The organism is Winogradskyella endarachnes, assembly GCF_009741275.1.
GTDB classification, from domain to species: Bacteria; Bacteroidota; Bacteroidia; order Flavobacteriales; family Flavobacteriaceae; genus Winogradskyella; species Winogradskyella endarachnes.
On sequence record NZ_WOWS01000002.1, the window covers coordinates 739314 to 756715 of the forward strand.

The window sequence follows — 17402 nt, forward strand, 5'->3', positions numbered from 1 at the left end:
ATTATTTACTAGATTTTGAAACTTCGTAATTAATATATTTTTTCTTCATCCATAGATAAGCAAAGCAATCCATTAAAGGACCTAAAAGTCTATTCCATAAACCAAATTTAGCTGTACCAGCCATTCTTGGAAAATGCTGAACCGTTATTTGTGTAACGCGCCCGTTTTGTAACATGATCATGGCAGGTAAAAAACGATGTAAACCTCTAAACATGGGTATGCGTTTAGCGTAGTCTGTTTTTATAACTTTAAGCGGACAACCAGTATCATCCATACCATCATGCGTAAATGCACGTCTAATGCCATTGGCAATTTTAGAAGACATGTTTTTTACAAAAGAATCTTTTCGGTTAGAGCGCACACCAGTTACTAATTCATAAGAATCTATATGCTCTAATAAAATATTAAAGTCCTCGGGAGCGGTTTGTAAATCTGAATCAATATAACCAACAAGTTCAGAATCTACATAATCAAAACCTGCTTTTATAGCTGCGCTTAAACCTTTGTTCTCTTTAAATAGAATATAATCAAAGGCTTCGTTACGCTCGCAAATGGCTTCTATTAACGCCTGACTTTTATCTGTAGAGCCATCATTTACAAATAGAATTGAAGTTGAAACCGTAGCGATATTGAGGTAGTTAGAAAGTTCTTTTTCTACACGTTCTAAATTGTCTTCCTCATTATAAACAGGAACTATGATGGTAAACTTATACGTCATGTATTTGTTGGCTTAGTCGTTGCAAAAGTATTGATTTTTATTATACTGATAAAGACTAATTATTTATTGTTATTTAATTAAATAAACCATCTCCAAATACTAAAAATTGAAAGAATAATAGCAACTAAAGATATTAGGGCAGCTACTAAAGCTAATTCTTTTATTCTATGTTTTATAGCTACTATTATACTCACTATAAAACCTATAGCTGGTAGAATGCCATAATAGTATTTATGACCGTAGCGGAGAAATTCTGTTAAACCGAACAACGCTCTGTTTTTTCCTGTAGATACAGAATATTCCATATAAATACTAACTTGTATTTGTATTAAAACTAACAGGCAAAAACTATTTAAAATGATAATACTATAGATTATTTTTTTATTCAAATGTTAAGCCGTTTTTCAGTAAAAGCAAAAGGATAATTTTTTACTTCTTTTGGGAGTTTTACATTTAATAATCTATGGTTTTGTTGGTGTGTGAACTTTTAAAGGCACTTCAATAACTGTGTTATCCCAAGCCATAGTCAACTTTAGGTTTCCTGTTTTGTGATCAAAGGCAATGGTAAATTGTTCTATTATTTCGTCAATATGTTCTGCTGGTACTTCAATTTCTAAAGCATCGTAATTTGGATCCCACATTGGTTCCATTTTTTCATTAACTCCCCATTTATACTGCTTAGAATTAAACATCACTTTCCAAGATTCTTTCATTGGCACTGTCCAAATGGTATATTTTCCTTTTCTTAATACCATACCATCAATTAACAAGTCTTTGTTGGTTTCAAACGTTGTTGCTTCGTTTGCTCCAGTTCGCCATACTTTATCAAAAGGTACAAGTGCACCAAATACCACACGTTCTCGCTTAGAAGGTCGGTTGTATTCTACTTTTAATTTTAAATCGTTTAATGTAATTTCTGCAGTATCTTTTGGACTTAAACGTGGTGCAAAAATATTTTCTACAAACACAGAATATAATAGTAAACCTAAGGCTAATATGCTTAGTATAATTAAAAGGCGTTTCAACATAGTGGTGATTCTAGTTTTTATGTAAGTTCAATGTAATGCAAACTTATGCATTATAAGTTTAAAGATAATTCAATTCCTTAAATTTATAAGGTACAAACGCTGAATTTTAAGTATTTCTTATAATAATTTAAATTTTCTAAAAATTTTTGCAACACTTCATTTTTTAAGTCGTCTTTAAGGTGCAATCAATCAAAACCAAAAGTAAAATTAGTACGTTTCAAAATCATATTGTTGAACAATGCAAACAGAACAATAGGCAAGCGCAAATGCAATTGTATAATCAATATTGTCACGGAATGTTGGCTGTTGCCAATAGATATATAAATAATACCATGGAAGCTGAAGACGTTGTGCAAGATGCCTTTATTAAAGCTTTTTCTAAGTTAGAACAATATAAAGCAGAAGTAAGTTTTGGCGCTTGGTTAAAACGTATTGTGATTAATAGATGTATTGATGTTTTGAAATCTAAACATCAACGAATGGTAGAATTAGAAGACTTTCATTTAAATGTTATAACCGAAAATAGTGAAACCAATTGGGAGATTGAAAAAGGAATAACCGTTGAAAATGTAAACCAAGAAATTGAAAAATTACCAGAAAAGTATAAATATGTAGTGTTACTGTATTTAGTTGAAGGTTACGATCACCAAGAAATTTCTGAAATATTAAACATAACCGAAGTTGCCTCTAGAACCCAATTATCGCGAGGAAAACAAAAATTGAAAAATGCCTTAAAATTGAAAAGAAATGAAGCAAGATATTAGAGATTTATATAAAAATGAAGCAGACAATGAAGCCGTTAAAATGTCTAAAGGGCATGAGTTGCGATTTCTTCAAAAGTTAGATATAGAATTACCAATAAAAAAAGAAGAGAAGTCAAAGTCATTGAACACTTTTATGCTGTTTAAAGTGGCAGCAAGTGTTGTAGTGGTTTTAGGCTTAAGTTTTGGAGCTATAAAGTTTTTTCAAAATGAAAAGGTTGAAATAGAACCACAAGAAATGGTTACTACAGAAATTAAATCTTTAGGAGATGTATCACCAGATTTTAAACGTGTAGAAGATTACTATTTAGCTAGTATAAACTTAGAATTATCTAAAGTGCATTTAACACCAGAGAATAAAGAATTGTTTGATGGTTATGTAGCACGCTTAAAAGAGTTAAATGACGAGTATAAAAAATTAACCGTAGAGCTCAATGAAAACGGACCTAATGAAGCAACCTTAGATGCCTTAATACAAAACTTAAAGTTTCGTTTAAAGCTTGTAATGCGTTTAAAAGATAAACTAAAAACTTTTAGTGATACAGTAATTGAACAAAAGACATTATAATCAAATCAGTACCAATCAATCAATCAAATTAAATCAAAAAACGAACAGTTAAATTAAAAAATCATGAACAAAATCAAAATTTTAATCCTCTGTCTTTTTACCACTTTGGGTTATGCACAGAAAACGCTGAATAAAACATCGCAATCTATAAAAGTTAATAAAGATGTGATTGTAGACCTCAATACCAGTAATGTTGAAATTCAACTCGAAACTTGGAACAAAAACACCGTAGAAATTGAAGCTTATATAGAAAGTGAAACACTATCTAACGAACAATTAAAGGAAGCTTTAGAGCATTGGAGTCTTAATGTGGAAGGTTCTAATGATAAAGTAACTATAACCTCTAATGGTAGTAGGTATATTGGGCTATTAGATACTGATGATTATTCGGTTTTACTAAATGATTTAGAGTATCAGCTTATAGAGTTACCAGAAATGCCAGAAATGCCAGAAATGCCAATATTACCAGAAATGGTTCAGATGCCTAATATCCCAATATTACCAGAAATGCCAGAAATGCCAGCGTTACCAGAATTGCCTAAAGGTGTAACTACCATAGAATTTGACTACGAAAGATACCAAGAAGAAGGCGAGACGTATTTAGCAGAATGGAGCAAAAAATACGAAAAGAAAGGCGGTAAGGAGTTTCAGAAAAAAATGGAAGATTGGGCTAGAAAGTTTGGTGAATCTGGTTATCAAGAAAAAATGGAAAAATGGGGTAAAGATTACGCTCAACGATTTGAGGGTAAATGGACCAAAGAAATGGAGAAATGGGGCGAAAAATTTGGAGAAAAGTATGGTGAAGATATGGAAAAATGGGGCGAAGCGTTTAGCGAGAAATTTGGCAAAGAATGGGCAGAGAAAATGAAAGTTTGGGGCGAACGTTTTAATGATAAAATGGAAGCGCGAGCTGAGGCTTTAGAGCATAGAGCAGAGGCTTTAGAGTATAGAAAAGAAGCTTTAGAATCTCAAAGAGAGGCGAGGCAACATGCTTTAGAAGCTAGAAAAGAAAGTTTAAAAAATAGAAGAAATTCTAGAGTAATTTACGGATTAGATAATGGTAATGACAGCAAAGTGAAAAAGGTGATTAAAATTAAAATACCTAAAAAAGCGAAATTAAAAACCAATATAAGACATGGCGAATTAAAATTAAGCTCTGTAATTTATAATATGAGTGGTGATATTGCACACTCATTATTAAAAGCAGAACACATTGATGGAGGTGACACTTCCATCAATGTAGCTTACTCTCCTATTTTTGTAGACACATGGAATTTAGGAACACTCAACGTTAATTTTGTAGATAAAGCTCAGATTAAAAATGCTCATAATTTAGTGTTGAATTCTAAATCTTCTAATATAAATATTGAGAATCTTACAGATACAGGTATTGTAGATGGCAGTTTTGGAGAACTTACTATTGCTAATCTAACATCAACATTTAAAAATCTTAATTTGGTTTTAGAGCATTGTGATGCTTTAATTGCATTGCCAAAAGGATTGTATTATACCCTTTATTTTAATGGTAATCTCTCCATGTTTAATAATAAATCTATAAAGCAAAAAACCATTAGAAATTATCCAGAAGGGCAAAGTACTAACCGAACTATAATGATTAATGCCAAGTATAGTGATGTGGTAATTGATTAAAAGTATGCCTTAAGTATCTTCAAAGTTTTATGTTTTCTCTTCGTGCTTTCCATGGAATACATTCGTATTTTTATGGAAATTTTATTTTATGACTAAGCTGTCTTTTCAAGCGTTTTTAAAATCACTCAATACACATTCTGTTATAGACGCTGCACTAGACAAAACAGACTACATCGCTTTAGATTTATCAATTAATAATTTCCAATTAAAATCCGTTGATACATCATCTTCTTCAGAATTAGAACAATATATTTTCAATTATATAAAAACAAATAAGGCAAAAATTGCTTTTGGTGGTTATCTTGAAAAGCGAAATATTTACCAACGCAGTACGTATTTTAATCAGCAGAATTCAGATTCTGAGCGTAACATTCATTTAGGAATAGATATCTGGATTAAAGCGAATACGCCAATTTATGCACCTTTAGATGGCATTATTCATAGTTTTAATAATAATATTAATTATGGCGATTATGGACCAACTTTAATTTTAAAACATAAGTTTGAAGAATTTGAGTTTTACACACTGTATGGTCATCTCACAGAAGCCTCATTAATTGATAAATCTATTGGCCAAAAGGTGAAACAAGGTGAGCAAATGGCAACTTTAGGAACAGCTGAAGTTAATGGTGATTATCCGCCTCATTTGCATTTTCAGATTATAAAAGATATTGAGGGCTACAAAGGTGATTATCCAGGTGTTTGTAGCTTATTGGATTTAGAATATTACAAAGCTAATTGCCCAAATCCAAATTTACTTTTAAAGTTAAAATAGGCTTAGCTTAAAATTTAGTAATCTGTTTCTGGGCAATGATTTTTCCTATTAAAAATCCAGCAATAGCAAATACCGCATCAGAGACTGTAAACCATAACTCTTTTGGGAGCATAAAAATGGTCGCAAAAGTGGCTATGACCATTAAGCTACCAACAATATAAGACGGAATTATACTTTGTTTAGTAATCATTGCTGCCGCTATCATACCAACCATAATACCCGCAAAATGAGCAATAACAACAAAAATTTTAGAACCAACAGGAATTTTATCCATGTTGTTTTTTATCCATTCCATGTCAGAGAGCTGTGCATTGGCAGGCATCGGAAATAAATTGTGGCCAATTACTGCCTCAAATAGGTGAACCGTTAAACTAGCTATAATTAAACCTATAATAGTTGCTAATACATTTCTCATGGTTACTTTAATTAAAAGGTAAAAGATAATAAATTATTACAAAATGGCTTGCTAGACTATAATTACAACCATTTTTTGCGTTTAAAATAATAAAGTAAGCCCAAAAACATTAAGAACATTATACCTATAAGCACAAAATAACCATAACGGTATTTAAGTTCTGGTATGTATTCAAAATTCATTCCGTAAATACCTGCCAGAAATGTTAGTGGAATAAAAATAGAAGACATAATGGTGAGTACTTTCATCACTTCATTCATTTTATTGCTTATGGTTGTCATGTACATATCCATTAAACTCCAAATCATTTCTCGGTATATATCTATGTTTTCAGACACCTGAATTAAATGGTCATATATATCTCTATAGTACGTAAGTGTACGTTTGTAAACCAGTGGATGTTCGCCTTTGTCTATGCGATTTATAATTTCTCTAAGTGGAAATATAGCACGTCTAACTTTTAAGATTTCACGCTTTAATTGTTGTACTTCTATGCTAATGTTATCTCTTGCATGTCCTTCAAACAAATCGGTTTCTAAATCTTCAATTTTGTTACCTAAGGTTTCAATTATACTAAAGTAGTTATCTACAACAGCGTCAATTAAAGCATATAATAAATAATCGGATTTTAAGCCTCTAATTCTTCCGTTTCCTGTTCGTAAACGTTCGCGAATGGCATCAAAAACATCACCTTCAGATTCTTGAAAAGAGAGTACGTAATTTTTACCTAATGCAAAACTTACTTGTTCTATTACAATATTTTCATCAGCATCGTAATACAACATTTTTAAAACCAAAAATAGGTAATCGTCGTACTCATCAATTTTAGGTCGTTGGGTTGTATTTACTATATCTTCTAAAACAAGCGGATGCAAATTATATTGTAAACCAATATGTTCAATTTCTTTAATAGAGCTTAAGCCATCTATATTAATCCAAGTTACAGAATCGGTATCTTTAAACGATTTAGCATCTTCAATATTAGTAAGTAGCTTTTCTGAAATAAAGTCTTTGTTGTAATCGAAAGACTCAATTTTTATATTTTTATGTGATTTATCACCAGTGTAAATTAGGGTTCCAGGAACTTGTCCTGCATGTTTTTTATAATTCTCGGTACGTTTTTTAGGCCTTCTTTTCTTCATTTTTATAAAATACTTGCATCATCTAATGCATCCTTTTGCAATAAAGTTACGGCTTTTTGTAGAAGAAGGTTATTTGGGTAAGTAACTAAATCACCATTATCTTCTCGTAGATGAATTTGAAAAGCTCTAATGTCTTCAATTATAGCTTCTACAGGGTAATCTTTATCGTGTATTCTAATTTTATCACCAACTCTATAAGGGAATGAAAAGAACATAATAACACCAGAAGTAACATTACTTAAAATAGACCATACTGCAAACAAACCAACACCAATTACAGCAAAAACAGAAGAAAATACCAGAGACACTTCTTCTGGTTCTACACCAAGAATAAACATTTCTATAAGTATAGCAATCAGTACCAAAATCACTGTAATATAACGACCAATTAAACCAGCTCTTGCTTCTGTGGTGCCACTTTTTTTACCAATATTTTTTACAGTTATAACTATAATGGTTCTTATAATTATGAATATAATTAATAATATAACTGAAGAGATAATTTGCTCTAAATTGTTGTTAAAGAATTGCGTCATTAAGGTATTTTATTTTTCTAAGATTTTTATAAAGAATTATTGCAATTTTAAATCTGTTCTTAAACTTAAATCTGCATTACTTTTCTTATTCCAATAATCAGTTTTAAGAGATTCTAATTTTGTTGCTTTAGTTGTTAATGTTTTTTCTGAAGGACCATGACCAGTAGTGGTGGTTTCTGTCCAACCTAAAATCTCATACGGAAAAGTAGAATTAAATTCTATTTGTAATGTACGACTTAAATTATGGTAACTCAGTGTATAGCTATTGTCATCTAATTTAGCAGAGGTATTGTAAGCCTTAAGTTCATCATGGTTTAATCTTGCACTTTCAATAGAAGGAATAACTTTGATATCTCCAACAGGAAGACTTTTTGGGTTAATTCTTAATTTTGTCCAAAGTTCATTTTCGGTCCAATTTTTTTCTAAAGAAAATGCGTCGTCTGCTTCACCTTGAAAGTAAGAATGAGACATCACTTCAAATTTATCACGATTGTTTAATTGGGTATACACATGGCCACACCATTCTTGTACAGAAGCCGAAATTTTTAGAGCATGTTGATTATTAGCAACAGGAAAAAAAGTACTTTGCATTATAGAATATGGATAAATGCCAGTGTTGAAATTCTTGGTCATATTCAGTTTTAAAACCGGGATATTGTCAGTGCTATAATTGTTGGCTTTAACCTGTTGTTCTGGCATAAAATCTTCAGTAACAAAGATTAAAACAGAGGTTCCGTCTTTTATTTCGCCATAGCGCGCTTGTTCTAGTTTATAAGATGTAATTTCGGCTTCACCATTATACCAGTAATCTTTAAAGGCTTTTGATAGTTCTTGTTTAGGCACTTTAGGTTCTAATTTTGTTTCAGAAAGTACTGCTGTTTCTTGTTTTTTTGAGGGTGTTTCTTCTTTACAAGCAATAGAACTTAAAATACTGATAGTAAGTAATACAAAGCTCAATTTTAATTTCTTTATCATATTAAGTGTATTTTAAAGTTGTTCTAAATAAAAAAATGAAGAACAAGCATCTTAAGTTTTTTATAATAAAGATACGCTTCTAAAAACCGTTTGCAATGTTATTTAACGTTTTGTAAAGTAAATGGGTTGGCAAGCCTACTACATTATTATAGGAGCCTTCAATTTTTGTAATGGCAATAGCTCCAATCCACTCTTGTATACCATAAGCACCAGCTTTGTCTAGTGGTTTAAAATTATTAATGTAGTACAATATTTCCTCGTCAGAAAGCGACTTAAAAGTTACTTTTGTAACTGTATTTACTACTTGTTGTTGCCCATTTAACGTTATGCAAATTGAGGTAATAACCTCATGAGTTTTGTTGCTTAAAGATTTAATCATTTTAAAGGCATCATCTTCATCCTTTGGCTTTCCTATAGCTTTGTCTTCTAACCAAACAATGGTATCACTAGTAATTAAGATGTCTTTATTTTGAAGGTCCGTTGCAAAAGGTTCAGCCTTTAGTTTGGCTAAAAAATCGGTAATCTCTTCGCGTTTTAAATACTCAGGAAAAATTTCTTCAACAGGTTTTAATTTTATCTCAAAATTGAGATGCATATCTTTTAAAAAGGCATGGCGACGCGGAGAACCTGATGCTAAAATTATATTAAATTCTTTTAGTTTTTCCTTTAGCATACTATTTTAAAATAAAATTATAAAGTAAAATTGATAACATACCTGTAAGCATTACCAATTTGTAAATTAAACTGATATGCTTGTATTCTGCCTTAGTTTCTGAATTAAATAATTTAATGCTTGCGTAAATTAATGGCGCAATAACTACAATTAAAAAGTAACCAACTACTGGTAATTGCTTAAATAAATACGTCACCACGTAATATGTAATAGATAAAATAGGGAGTAATGAAATAAAGAATACAATTTTATTAGCACGTTTTATACCTAAAAGAACTGGTAACGTTTGTATTTGTACTTTTTGGTCGCCTTCAAAATCTTCGAGGTCCTTAACCATTTCTCTAACAAGATTAATTAAAAAAGCAAATATGGCATAATCCTTAATTATATTTAGAAAGGTAGTTTGTACAACTTCGTTATTAAAATTTATAGCTGGAATCAATTCAAAAATACCAACCAATAAAATATTAAGGGCAACAACCAGAGATACAATGGCATTGCCAACAACAGCGATTTGTTTTAGAGATGTAGAATAAATATAAAGTAGTGCAGAGGCAATAAAAAAGATGGAAAAAAAACCTGTTCTCCCGATACTATTGGTTAGATAAAACCCTAAGCCAACACCAATAATATTAAGAGCTATAAAAAGAGAATATGCATCTTTTTCACTGATGTTTTTAGTAACAATTACTTTGTTAGGTTTATTAATAGTATCGGTTTCAATATCGTTAATATCATTAATAACGTAGCCACCTGCAGCAATAAGAAGTGTAGCTAATACAAGTAGAAAAAAGTTGAAATGTGATAAAGATGTTACAACACCGTGACTATCTTCAAAAGGTATTAATAAAGCATATTTAATAATGTATTGCACAAAGGCTATCATTAATAGATTTTTCCAACGTATTAAATTAAGTATGTAAATCATTTGAGGGATTAGTGAGATAATATTTTAGTGGTTAAATAATAAACAATTAAAGCAACAATAATAGAAATTATAATACTTAAAATCAGTGTGCGTTTAAAAAGCTTTTGCTTTTGATGCCTAATTTTATCTTTAATGGTTTGTTTGTCGTCTTTGGTTAAGTCTTTATGAAGAAATTCCATTTTGTAATGTAAATGGGCTTCTAAATCTAGTTTTTCTTTGTATTTAGAAAAAGGTGTAGCCGATTTTCGGTTAAAAGTTGCTTGGCTGTTTCCGAAGCCTATATATCCAAATCCTGTGCTATGTCTTCTTCTTTTTGGCATTTATAAATTAATCGTATTTAGCATTAAAATTACCATTCCATTTACCTTGTACTTTTAAGACTTGTTCAATAACATCTCTTGCAGCACCTTTTCCACCATTTTTATGAGAAATGTATTTAGAAATCGCTTTAATTTCTGGAACTGCATCTTGTGGGCAACATGGTAAACCAACCAATTTCATTACTGGAAAATCTGGTATGTCGTCTCCCATATATAAAACTTCAGATTTAGAAACCTTATGTTGGTCTAAGTAATCATTAAGTTGTTCAATCTTATTGTGTGCACCTAGAAAAATATCTTTAATACCTAAACCCGCTAAGCGTTTACGAACACCTTCATTAGAACCACCAGAAATAATACAAAGATTAAAACCAGCATCTATTGCTGTTTTTAGGGCAAAACCGTCTTTTATATTCATGGTTCTTAGCATTTCACCATCTGTGGTTACGGTAATTGTTCCGTCAGTTAAAACACCATCTACATCAAAAATGAAAGTGGTTATATCTGCTAAGTATTCTTTATAACTTTTATCGTCGCTCATATATTATTTTTATCGTTTAGTTGGTTTTTGATTTTTTTGGTCTATAATTCGAAACATTATGCGTCTTTTTAATAGAGGCTGTTAACATTTTGTAAATCGCTTCATGCTCTTCTTTTTCTATCAATTTCAGTTGTCGCTTAATGGTTCTTTTGTCATTGCGTTTTGCAGGGCCAGTTTGTGCCTTAAAAGGTGACATTTGCTGAATTTTTTTAGCTGTTTCTTCAATTAAAGGATGTAGAATTTCGAATTCAATATTCTTTGTTTCACAAATTTCATGACCAAATCTATACAGTTGATTGGTGAAATTATTTACAAATACAGCTGCTAAATGAAGCGTTTGGCGTTGCTCTGTAGTAATTTTATGAGGTTTGCAACCCACGGCTCTTGCTAAGTCTCTTAATATTTTAAGATTTTCCTTTTCATAAACTTCAACACAAATTGGCACTTCAGAAAAAACAATATCTGCATCTTTTGTAAATGTTTGTAAAGGATAAAAAACACCAATTTGGTTTTTCTTATCAATATCGTGCATGGCTACACTTCCAGAGGTATGCACTACCAAACGATTTGTAAAGGGTAAAGCTGAAGAAAATTCTGCAATACAATCATCGCTCACTGCCATAATATAAAGGTCGGCTTCTTTTAATTCTTCTAAAGAATCTGTTATGTCTACTTCATTTGCATACGACGAAATTGAAGAACGCGTACGGTTATACCATTGTGTAACAGAAACTGTTTCTGAATCTGAAAAGGCTTTATATAAATGTGTGGCTACATTGCCAGCACCAAGTAATATTACTGAAATCATGCTGTAAAAATACTAAGATTTCTTATCTTAGAATAACAACATAGCGATTAATAGAATAACTTTGAAACAATGAGCAAAAAAGACCTAAAAACCAGAGAAGATGTTTTTTTATTGGTTTCAGAATTTTATAAAAAAGTTAGAAAAGACGACAAATTGGGACCCTTTTTTAACGAAACAATTATAGATTGGCCAGCGCATTTAGAGCATCTCACTTCGTTTTGGGAATCGAGTTTGTTTTTAAAAACAAAATTCTATGGTAACCCTTTAGAGGCACACGCCAAAGTAGATAAAGCGTTTAATCATAGTATTACAGAACTACATTTTGGTATTTGGCTTAACTTATGGTTTCAAACTATAAATGAATTGTACGAAGGCGATTATGCCGAAAATGCTAAACGTAGAGCTCGTAAAATGGGCACTTTTATGTATATGAATATATTTTCAGAAAGAAATAAAAAGAAGGATATGTAGTTCTTCTCTGGCAACTTTATTATTTTGTGTTTTTAAAACCAAAATAATCACAGATGAAACTAATTAAAGAATTTAAAGAATTTGCAGTAAAAGGTAACATGATGGATATGGCTGTAGGTATCATTATAGGAGCAGCCTTTAATAAAGTTATAGATGTATTGGCAAAGCAAGTTCTTTTACCGCCTTTGTCTTTATTAACAGATGGTGTAAAATTTAGTGATAAAAAACTTGTTTTGAGAGATGCAGTATTAAATGCTGAGGGAGAAATAACAACTGCAGAGGTTGCCGTAGCTTATGGTAAACTGTCTGAAGTATTTTTAGATTTTATAATCATTGGGTTTACTGTATTTGTTATTGTAAAATTTATGAACAAACTTGTAAATCGAGCTCATGACACAAAAGATGAAACTGTGGTAACACCTAAAGATATTCAATTGCTGACAGATTTAAAGGAATTAATGCAAGAGCAAAACAAAATTTTAAAGACTGAAACTAACAAGTAAGTCTTTGTTTTAATAGAATTTTAACAACTTTTGAGTCGATTAAAGAAACTTCTAAATCGTTTTAAAAGCATATCTTTGCGCGAGCTTAAAAAAGCCAATAGTTATGCAAAAGAAAATCGCTAATTTCCTATTCTCTACAAAACTCACTGCGTTTTTATTTATTGCCTTTGCCGTTGCCATGGCAGCAGGTACGCTTTTAGATAGAAACATGGATACATCGCCAACACCTTACACTAGAACTTTGATTTATAATGCATGGTGGTTTGAGACCATAATGGTGTTTTTTATTATCAATTTTGCAGGTAATATTTTTAGATATCGTTTATATAAAAAGGAAAAATGGGCAACTTTAATTCTGCATTTATCATTTGTTTTTATTCTGTTAGGTGCATTTATTACGCGATATATTAGTTTTGAAGGCTTGATGCCAATTGTTGAAGGTTCTACTGAAAATGAATTTTTCTCTCAAAAAACATATATAGGTGGAAAAATAGTAGGCGATTACAAAATTAATGGACAATTACAACAGCGTAGAATAGAGGAAGAGGTAGATTTTTCACCAAGATTAGATAATGATTTTAACAAAACCTTTGAGTATGGTGATACCGAAGTTACTATTAAGCTTGAAGAATTAATAAAAGGTGCAGAAAAAGATATTATACCAAATGAATCAGGAAAACGCTATCTAAAAATTGTTGAAGCAGGCCAAGGTGCACCACACAATCACTTTTTAGAAGACGGTAAAACGGTAAACTTGCATAATATTTTAGTGTCGTTGAATAAATACCAAGAAGGCGCTATTAACATAACCGAAACCGAAGAAGGTCTTTTTATAAATTCGCCTTACGAAGGTGAGTATATGACCATGGCAACCAGAGCCCAAGGTAAATTAATAAAAGACAGTTTACAGCCTTTAATATTAAGATCTAGATATATTATTGGTAACATGCAAATTGTAATGCCAAAACCTATAGTTAAAGGTGATTTTGGAGTAGTTAAAAAGGCAGACTTTTTAAAAAATGATGAAGATGGTGTTATTTTAAGTGTAACGGCCAATGGTGAAACTAAAAAAGTAGGACTTCTAGGAGGTCCTGGTAATTACGGAACTCCAGAAGAGTTTGAAGTAGGTGGTTTAGAAATGGCATTACAATATGGTCCTAAAATTTTAAAATTACCGTTTGATATAAAATTGAATGATTTTATTGCCGAGAAATATCCAGGTACGGAAAGTGCATATTCATCTTATAAAAGTAAAGTAACTGTTTTTGATGAAAAAGATGGTGATTTTGATTATGATATTTTTATGAATCACGTTTTAGATTATAAAGGTTATCGATTTTTTCAATCGGGATTTGATTCTAATGAAACTCGAACTATTCTTTCTGTAAATCATGATTTCTGGGGAACTTACATTACATATGCTGGTTATATGTTATTGTATTTAGGATTAATGGCAATTCTATTTGCAAAGCACACACGCTTTGATGAAATACGTAGTAGATTAAAAAAATTAAGAAACAAGAAAGCCAAAATAATGAGTGCTATTGTGCTTTTGTTCAGTTTATCTGGTTTTGCACAAGAACACACTGCCGAAGATGGTCATAATCATGCTACAACACCAGAGAAAGAGCAGATAGATTCTATTTTAAGAGTACACATTACGCCAAAAGAGCATGCGGCTAAATTTGCAGAAATGGTAGTGCAAGATTACAGTGGTCGTATGATGCCTATGCATACATATTCTTCAGAAATGTTACGTAAAATAAGTAAAAGTGATGTTTATGAAGAGTTTAATGCGGTTCAGATATTTCTATCTATTCAAGAAAGTCCAATGCTTTGGTATAACGTTCCTATTATTTATTTAACACCTAAAAAAGCAGATTCAATTAGAAAAATTATTGGCATAGATAAAAGTGTTAAGCACTCTAAACTTGTAGACTTTTTTACACCAGAGGGTAGATACAAACTGGCGCCTTATTTAGAAGAAGCATATAAGGCATCTGTACCAAATGGTTATCAGGCACAAATAAAAGAAATAGATTCTAGAATAAATTTATTGTACAATGCTATTGAAGGGCGCACAAACAAAATTTTTCCTATTCCAGGTGACGAGAATAATAAATGGATTTCATCTATAGAATTTAGAGAAGGTGGTTATAGAGATAAAATTAAAGACACACTTTATGGTAATTTTATAAACAATGGCTTTAGTGCTTACTTAGTAACTTTAAACAATGCTAAGCAAACAGGTAATTATTCTAAAGCCGAAGATTTATTAACCGGAATTAAAAAAACACAGCAAAAGTATGGCAGTGAGGTAATGCTGCCAGATGATAAGGTTAAGGCTGAAATTTTATACAATAATTACGATATTTTTAAGCGTCTATTTAGTTGGTATATGTATGCCAGTACATTATTGTTTGTTTTAATAATAGTTCAGATTTTTAAATATAAGAGCAAATGGATTAATATTGCTATTAGAACTCTTATAGGTGTAATCATAGCCTTATTTATATTACATTTAGGTGGTTTAATATTACGTTGGTACCTATCTGGACATGCACCATGGAGTGATGCATATGAATCTATGATTTATGTAGCATGGTCGGCTATGTTATTTGGACTGTTATTGGGTATTAAGAAAAGTAGTTTAACAATTGCAGCATCTGCTTTTGTAACCTCTATGATATTAATGATAGCACATTGGAGTTGGATGGATCCAGCAATAGCTAACCTGCAACCTGTTTTACAAGGCTATTGGTTAATGATACATGTATCTGTAATTGTAGCAAGTTATGGACCTTTTACCTTAGGTATGGTTTTAGGTATTGTGGCTTTATTATTAATGATTTTAACAACAAAAGATAATAAAGAACGCATGTTGGTTAATATAAAAGAGTTAACTATTATTAATGAAATGGCTTTAACTGTTGGTTTAGTAATGTTAACTATAGGTAATTTTCTAGGCGGCATGTGGGCAAATGAAAGTTGGGGAAGATATTGGGGTTGGGACCCTAAAGAAACTTGGGCTTTAATTAGTATTATGATATATGCTTTTGTAATACATATGCGCCTAATTCCCGGCTTAAGAGGTAGATGGCTCTATAGTTTAATGTCTATTTTGGCTTATGCTAGTATTATGATGACCTATTTTGGTGTTAATTTCTATCTATCAGGATTGCATTCTTATGCAAGTGGAGATCAAATATTAAGTTTTAAATTTATAGCTATAAGTCTTGCTATTATTGCAATACTGGGTTTCTTTTCTTATTTAAGTTATAAAAAGTACTATAAAAAATAGAGTTAACTTTATTAGCTCTAGTAATTAAAATTGGTTGATGATATTTTAGTATTGTCAACCAATTTTTATTTTATATTCAATAAGACTTGTATTCATTTTTAGTAATTTTAGATTTCAAAAAATTAAAATAATGTCAAAGATAAATCTAGGTTTAAATACCATTTGCACTCATGTAGGAGAAGTTAAAGATGAACAGTTTAAAGGTGCAGTTTCACCAATATACTTAAGTTCTTCATATGAATATTTAGATGTAGACGTAAAACGTTATCCGCGTTATTTTAATACACCAAATCAAGAATTTTTGGCCCAAAAGATAGCAGCATTAGAACATGCAGAAAGCGCAATGATTTTTGGTTCTGGTATGGCTGCAATTAGTACCATGTTTTTAGCTTTTTTAAAACAGGGCGACCATTTAGTTGTACAAAACACTCTGTATGGCGGAACCGTTAATTTTATAAAAGAAGAGTTTCCAAAATATGGAATAGAATATACATTTACAAATGGTTACAAAGTGGAAGATTTTGAAGCTGCATTACAAAGTAATACCAAATTAATTCATATTGAAACGCCTTCTAATCCTTTATTAACTGTAACAGATATTAAAGCCATTGCGCAATTAGGTAAAGCTAAAGGAGTCTTAACATCCATAGATAATACATTTGCATCACCTGTTAACCAAAAGCCTATGGACCTAGGTGTAGATATGGTAATGCATTCTGCAACAAAATATTTTGGTGGTCATAGTGATATATGTGCTGGTGCAGTTGCAAGTTCTACTGAGCATATAGAACGTATTTGGAATGTTGGTAAAAATTTAGGAGGAAGCCTAAGCGATATGATGGTTTGGATGTTAGAGCGCAGCATGAAAACATTAGGTTTACGAGTTAAAGAACAAACTAAAAATGCTTTGAAACTGGCAAAATGGTTAAATAAACATCCAAAAGTCTCAAAAGTGTATTATCCAGGTTTAAAAACGCATCCCGAATATAAGTTAGCTAAATCTCAAATGACAGGTTTTGGTGCCATGCTGTCTTTTGAATTAATAGACGGACTAGATTCACAACTTTTTCAACAAAAACTAAATTTAATTAAATCTTCAATGAGTTTAGCAGGTGTTGAGAGTACTATGATTTCACCTCATTTAACATCTCATGCCTTATTAACACAAGATGAACGCGATGCTGTGGGTATTAGTAATCAATTAATTCGTTTTTCTGTAGGCATAGAAAATGTAAAAGATTTAAAGCACGATATAAATCAGGCAATTGAAAAATTAAAATAGAATAGCA

General features: G+C 31.1%; 20 protein-coding genes. 8 read left to right on the plus strand and 12 right to left on the minus strand.

Going from position 1 to position 17402, the window contains the following annotated elements; all coding sequences use genetic code 11:
* Position 1: 1 nt before the first annotated feature.
* The 3 genes from GN138_RS07955 to GN138_RS07965 form a co-directional block, all read right to left on the minus strand.
* Positions 2 to 718, minus strand: coding sequence for a glycosyltransferase family 2 protein (locus GN138_RS07955; protein ID WP_157363259.1), 717 nt, complete (start codon positions 716 to 718; stop codon positions 2 to 4).
* A 77-nt stretch (positions 719 to 795) separates the two neighbouring features.
* Positions 796 to 1023 (minus strand): hypothetical protein, encoded by a 228-nt coding sequence (locus tag GN138_RS07960; protein WP_157363260.1) that lies wholly within the window; start codon positions 1021 to 1023, stop codon positions 796 to 798.
* A 156-nt stretch (positions 1024 to 1179) separates the two neighbouring features.
* Positions 1180 to 1746 carry a DUF2911 domain-containing protein gene (locus GN138_RS07965; protein ID WP_157363261.1) on the minus strand — a complete coding sequence of 189 codons (567 nt, stop codon included), beginning with the start codon at positions 1744 to 1746 and terminating at the stop codon, positions 1180 to 1182.
* A 266-nt stretch (positions 1747 to 2012) separates the two neighbouring features.
* On the opposite strand from GN138_RS07965, the gene GN138_RS07970 reads away from it, so the two are divergent.
* From GN138_RS07970 to GN138_RS07985, 4 genes are all read left to right on the plus strand, one after another.
* Positions 2013 to 2510 (plus strand): RNA polymerase sigma factor, encoded by a 498-nt coding sequence (locus GN138_RS07970; protein WP_157363355.1) that lies wholly within the window; start codon positions 2013 to 2015, stop codon positions 2508 to 2510.
* Positions 2494 to 3075, plus strand: coding sequence for a hypothetical protein (locus tag GN138_RS07975; protein ID WP_157363262.1), 582 nt, complete (start codon positions 2494 to 2496; stop codon positions 3073 to 3075). The genes GN138_RS07970 and GN138_RS07975 overlap by 17 nt, the downstream gene beginning before the upstream one ends.
* Before the next feature lie 63 nt (positions 3076 to 3138).
* On the plus strand, positions 3139 to 4725 hold the full coding sequence (locus GN138_RS07980; RefSeq protein WP_157363263.1) for a hypothetical protein: 1587 nt from the start codon (positions 3139 to 3141) through the stop codon (positions 4723 to 4725).
* A gap of 88 nt (positions 4726 to 4813) precedes the next feature.
* The gene (locus GN138_RS07985; RefSeq protein ID WP_157363264.1) at positions 4814 to 5500 is read left to right on the plus strand and encodes a peptidoglycan DD-metalloendopeptidase family protein; all 687 of its coding nucleotides are present in this window, start codon (positions 4814 to 4816) and stop codon (positions 5498 to 5500) included.
* 7 nt (positions 5501 to 5507) lie between these two features.
* Here GN138_RS07985 and GN138_RS07990 read toward each other — a convergent pair whose 3' ends face one another.
* From GN138_RS07990 to GN138_RS08030, 9 genes are all read right to left on the minus strand, one after another.
* Positions 5508 to 5915, minus strand: coding sequence for a hypothetical protein (locus tag GN138_RS07990; RefSeq protein ID WP_157363265.1), 408 nt, complete (start codon positions 5913 to 5915; stop codon positions 5508 to 5510).
* Between the two features lie 62 nt (positions 5916 to 5977).
* Positions 5978 to 7057 (minus strand): magnesium/cobalt transporter CorA, encoded by a 1080-nt coding sequence (gene corA / locus GN138_RS07995; RefSeq protein ID WP_157363266.1) that lies wholly within the window; start codon positions 7055 to 7057, stop codon positions 5978 to 5980.
* 2 nt (positions 7058 to 7059) lie between these two features.
* Positions 7060 to 7593 carry a mechanosensitive ion channel domain-containing protein gene (locus GN138_RS08000; RefSeq protein ID WP_157363267.1) on the minus strand — a complete coding sequence of 178 codons (534 nt, stop codon included), beginning with the start codon at positions 7591 to 7593 and terminating at the stop codon, positions 7060 to 7062.
* A gap of 36 nt (positions 7594 to 7629) precedes the next feature.
* Positions 7630 to 8568 carry a septum formation inhibitor Maf gene (locus tag GN138_RS08005; protein WP_157363268.1) on the minus strand — a complete coding sequence of 313 codons (939 nt, stop codon included), beginning with the start codon at positions 8566 to 8568 and terminating at the stop codon, positions 7630 to 7632.
* A 79-nt stretch (positions 8569 to 8647) separates the two neighbouring features.
* Positions 8648 to 9241 carry a Maf-like protein gene (locus GN138_RS08010; protein WP_157363269.1) on the minus strand — a complete coding sequence of 198 codons (594 nt, stop codon included), beginning with the start codon at positions 9239 to 9241 and terminating at the stop codon, positions 8648 to 8650.
* Between the two features lies 1 nt (position 9242).
* On the minus strand, positions 9243 to 10169 hold the full coding sequence (locus GN138_RS08015; protein WP_157363270.1) for a geranylgeranylglycerol-phosphate geranylgeranyltransferase: 927 nt from the start codon (positions 10167 to 10169) through the stop codon (positions 9243 to 9245).
* An 8-nt stretch (positions 10170 to 10177) separates the two neighbouring features.
* On the minus strand, positions 10178 to 10489 hold the full coding sequence (locus GN138_RS08020) for a hypothetical protein (protein ID WP_157363271.1): 312 nt from the start codon (positions 10487 to 10489) through the stop codon (positions 10178 to 10180).
* A 7-nt stretch (positions 10490 to 10496) separates the two neighbouring features.
* On the minus strand, positions 10497 to 11030 hold the full coding sequence (locus GN138_RS08025; RefSeq protein ID WP_157363272.1) for a KdsC family phosphatase: 534 nt from the start codon (positions 11028 to 11030) through the stop codon (positions 10497 to 10499).
* 16 nt (positions 11031 to 11046) lie between these two features.
* Positions 11047 to 11838 (minus strand): Rossmann-like and DUF2520 domain-containing protein, encoded by a 792-nt coding sequence (locus GN138_RS08030; protein WP_157363273.1) that lies wholly within the window; start codon positions 11836 to 11838, stop codon positions 11047 to 11049.
* 69 nt (positions 11839 to 11907) lie between these two features.
* On the opposite strand from GN138_RS08030, the gene GN138_RS08035 reads away from it, so the two are divergent.
* The 4 genes from GN138_RS08035 to GN138_RS08050 all read left to right on the plus strand — a co-directional run bounded on the left by GN138_RS08035 (position 11908) and on the right by GN138_RS08050 (position 17395).
* The gene (locus GN138_RS08035; protein ID WP_157363274.1) at positions 11908 to 12309 is read left to right on the plus strand and encodes a group III truncated hemoglobin; all 402 of its coding nucleotides are present in this window, start codon (positions 11908 to 11910) and stop codon (positions 12307 to 12309) included.
* Positions 12310 to 12362: 53 nt separating this feature from the next.
* Positions 12363 to 12812 carry a large conductance mechanosensitive channel protein MscL gene (gene mscL / locus GN138_RS08040; RefSeq protein WP_157363275.1) on the plus strand — a complete coding sequence of 150 codons (450 nt, stop codon included), beginning with the start codon at positions 12363 to 12365 and terminating at the stop codon, positions 12810 to 12812.
* Positions 12813 to 12915: 103 nt separating this feature from the next.
* Complete coding sequence (gene ccsA, locus GN138_RS08045) at positions 12916 to 16113, plus strand: cytochrome c biogenesis protein CcsA (RefSeq protein WP_157363276.1); 3198 nt, start codon at positions 12916 to 12918, stop codon at positions 16111 to 16113.
* Between the two features lie 130 nt (positions 16114 to 16243).
* A complete protein-coding gene (locus GN138_RS08050) occupies positions 16244 to 17395 on the plus strand; it encodes a trans-sulfuration enzyme family protein (protein WP_157363277.1) in 1152 nt (383 codons plus the stop codon).
* Positions 17396 to 17402: the final 7 nt, after the last annotated feature.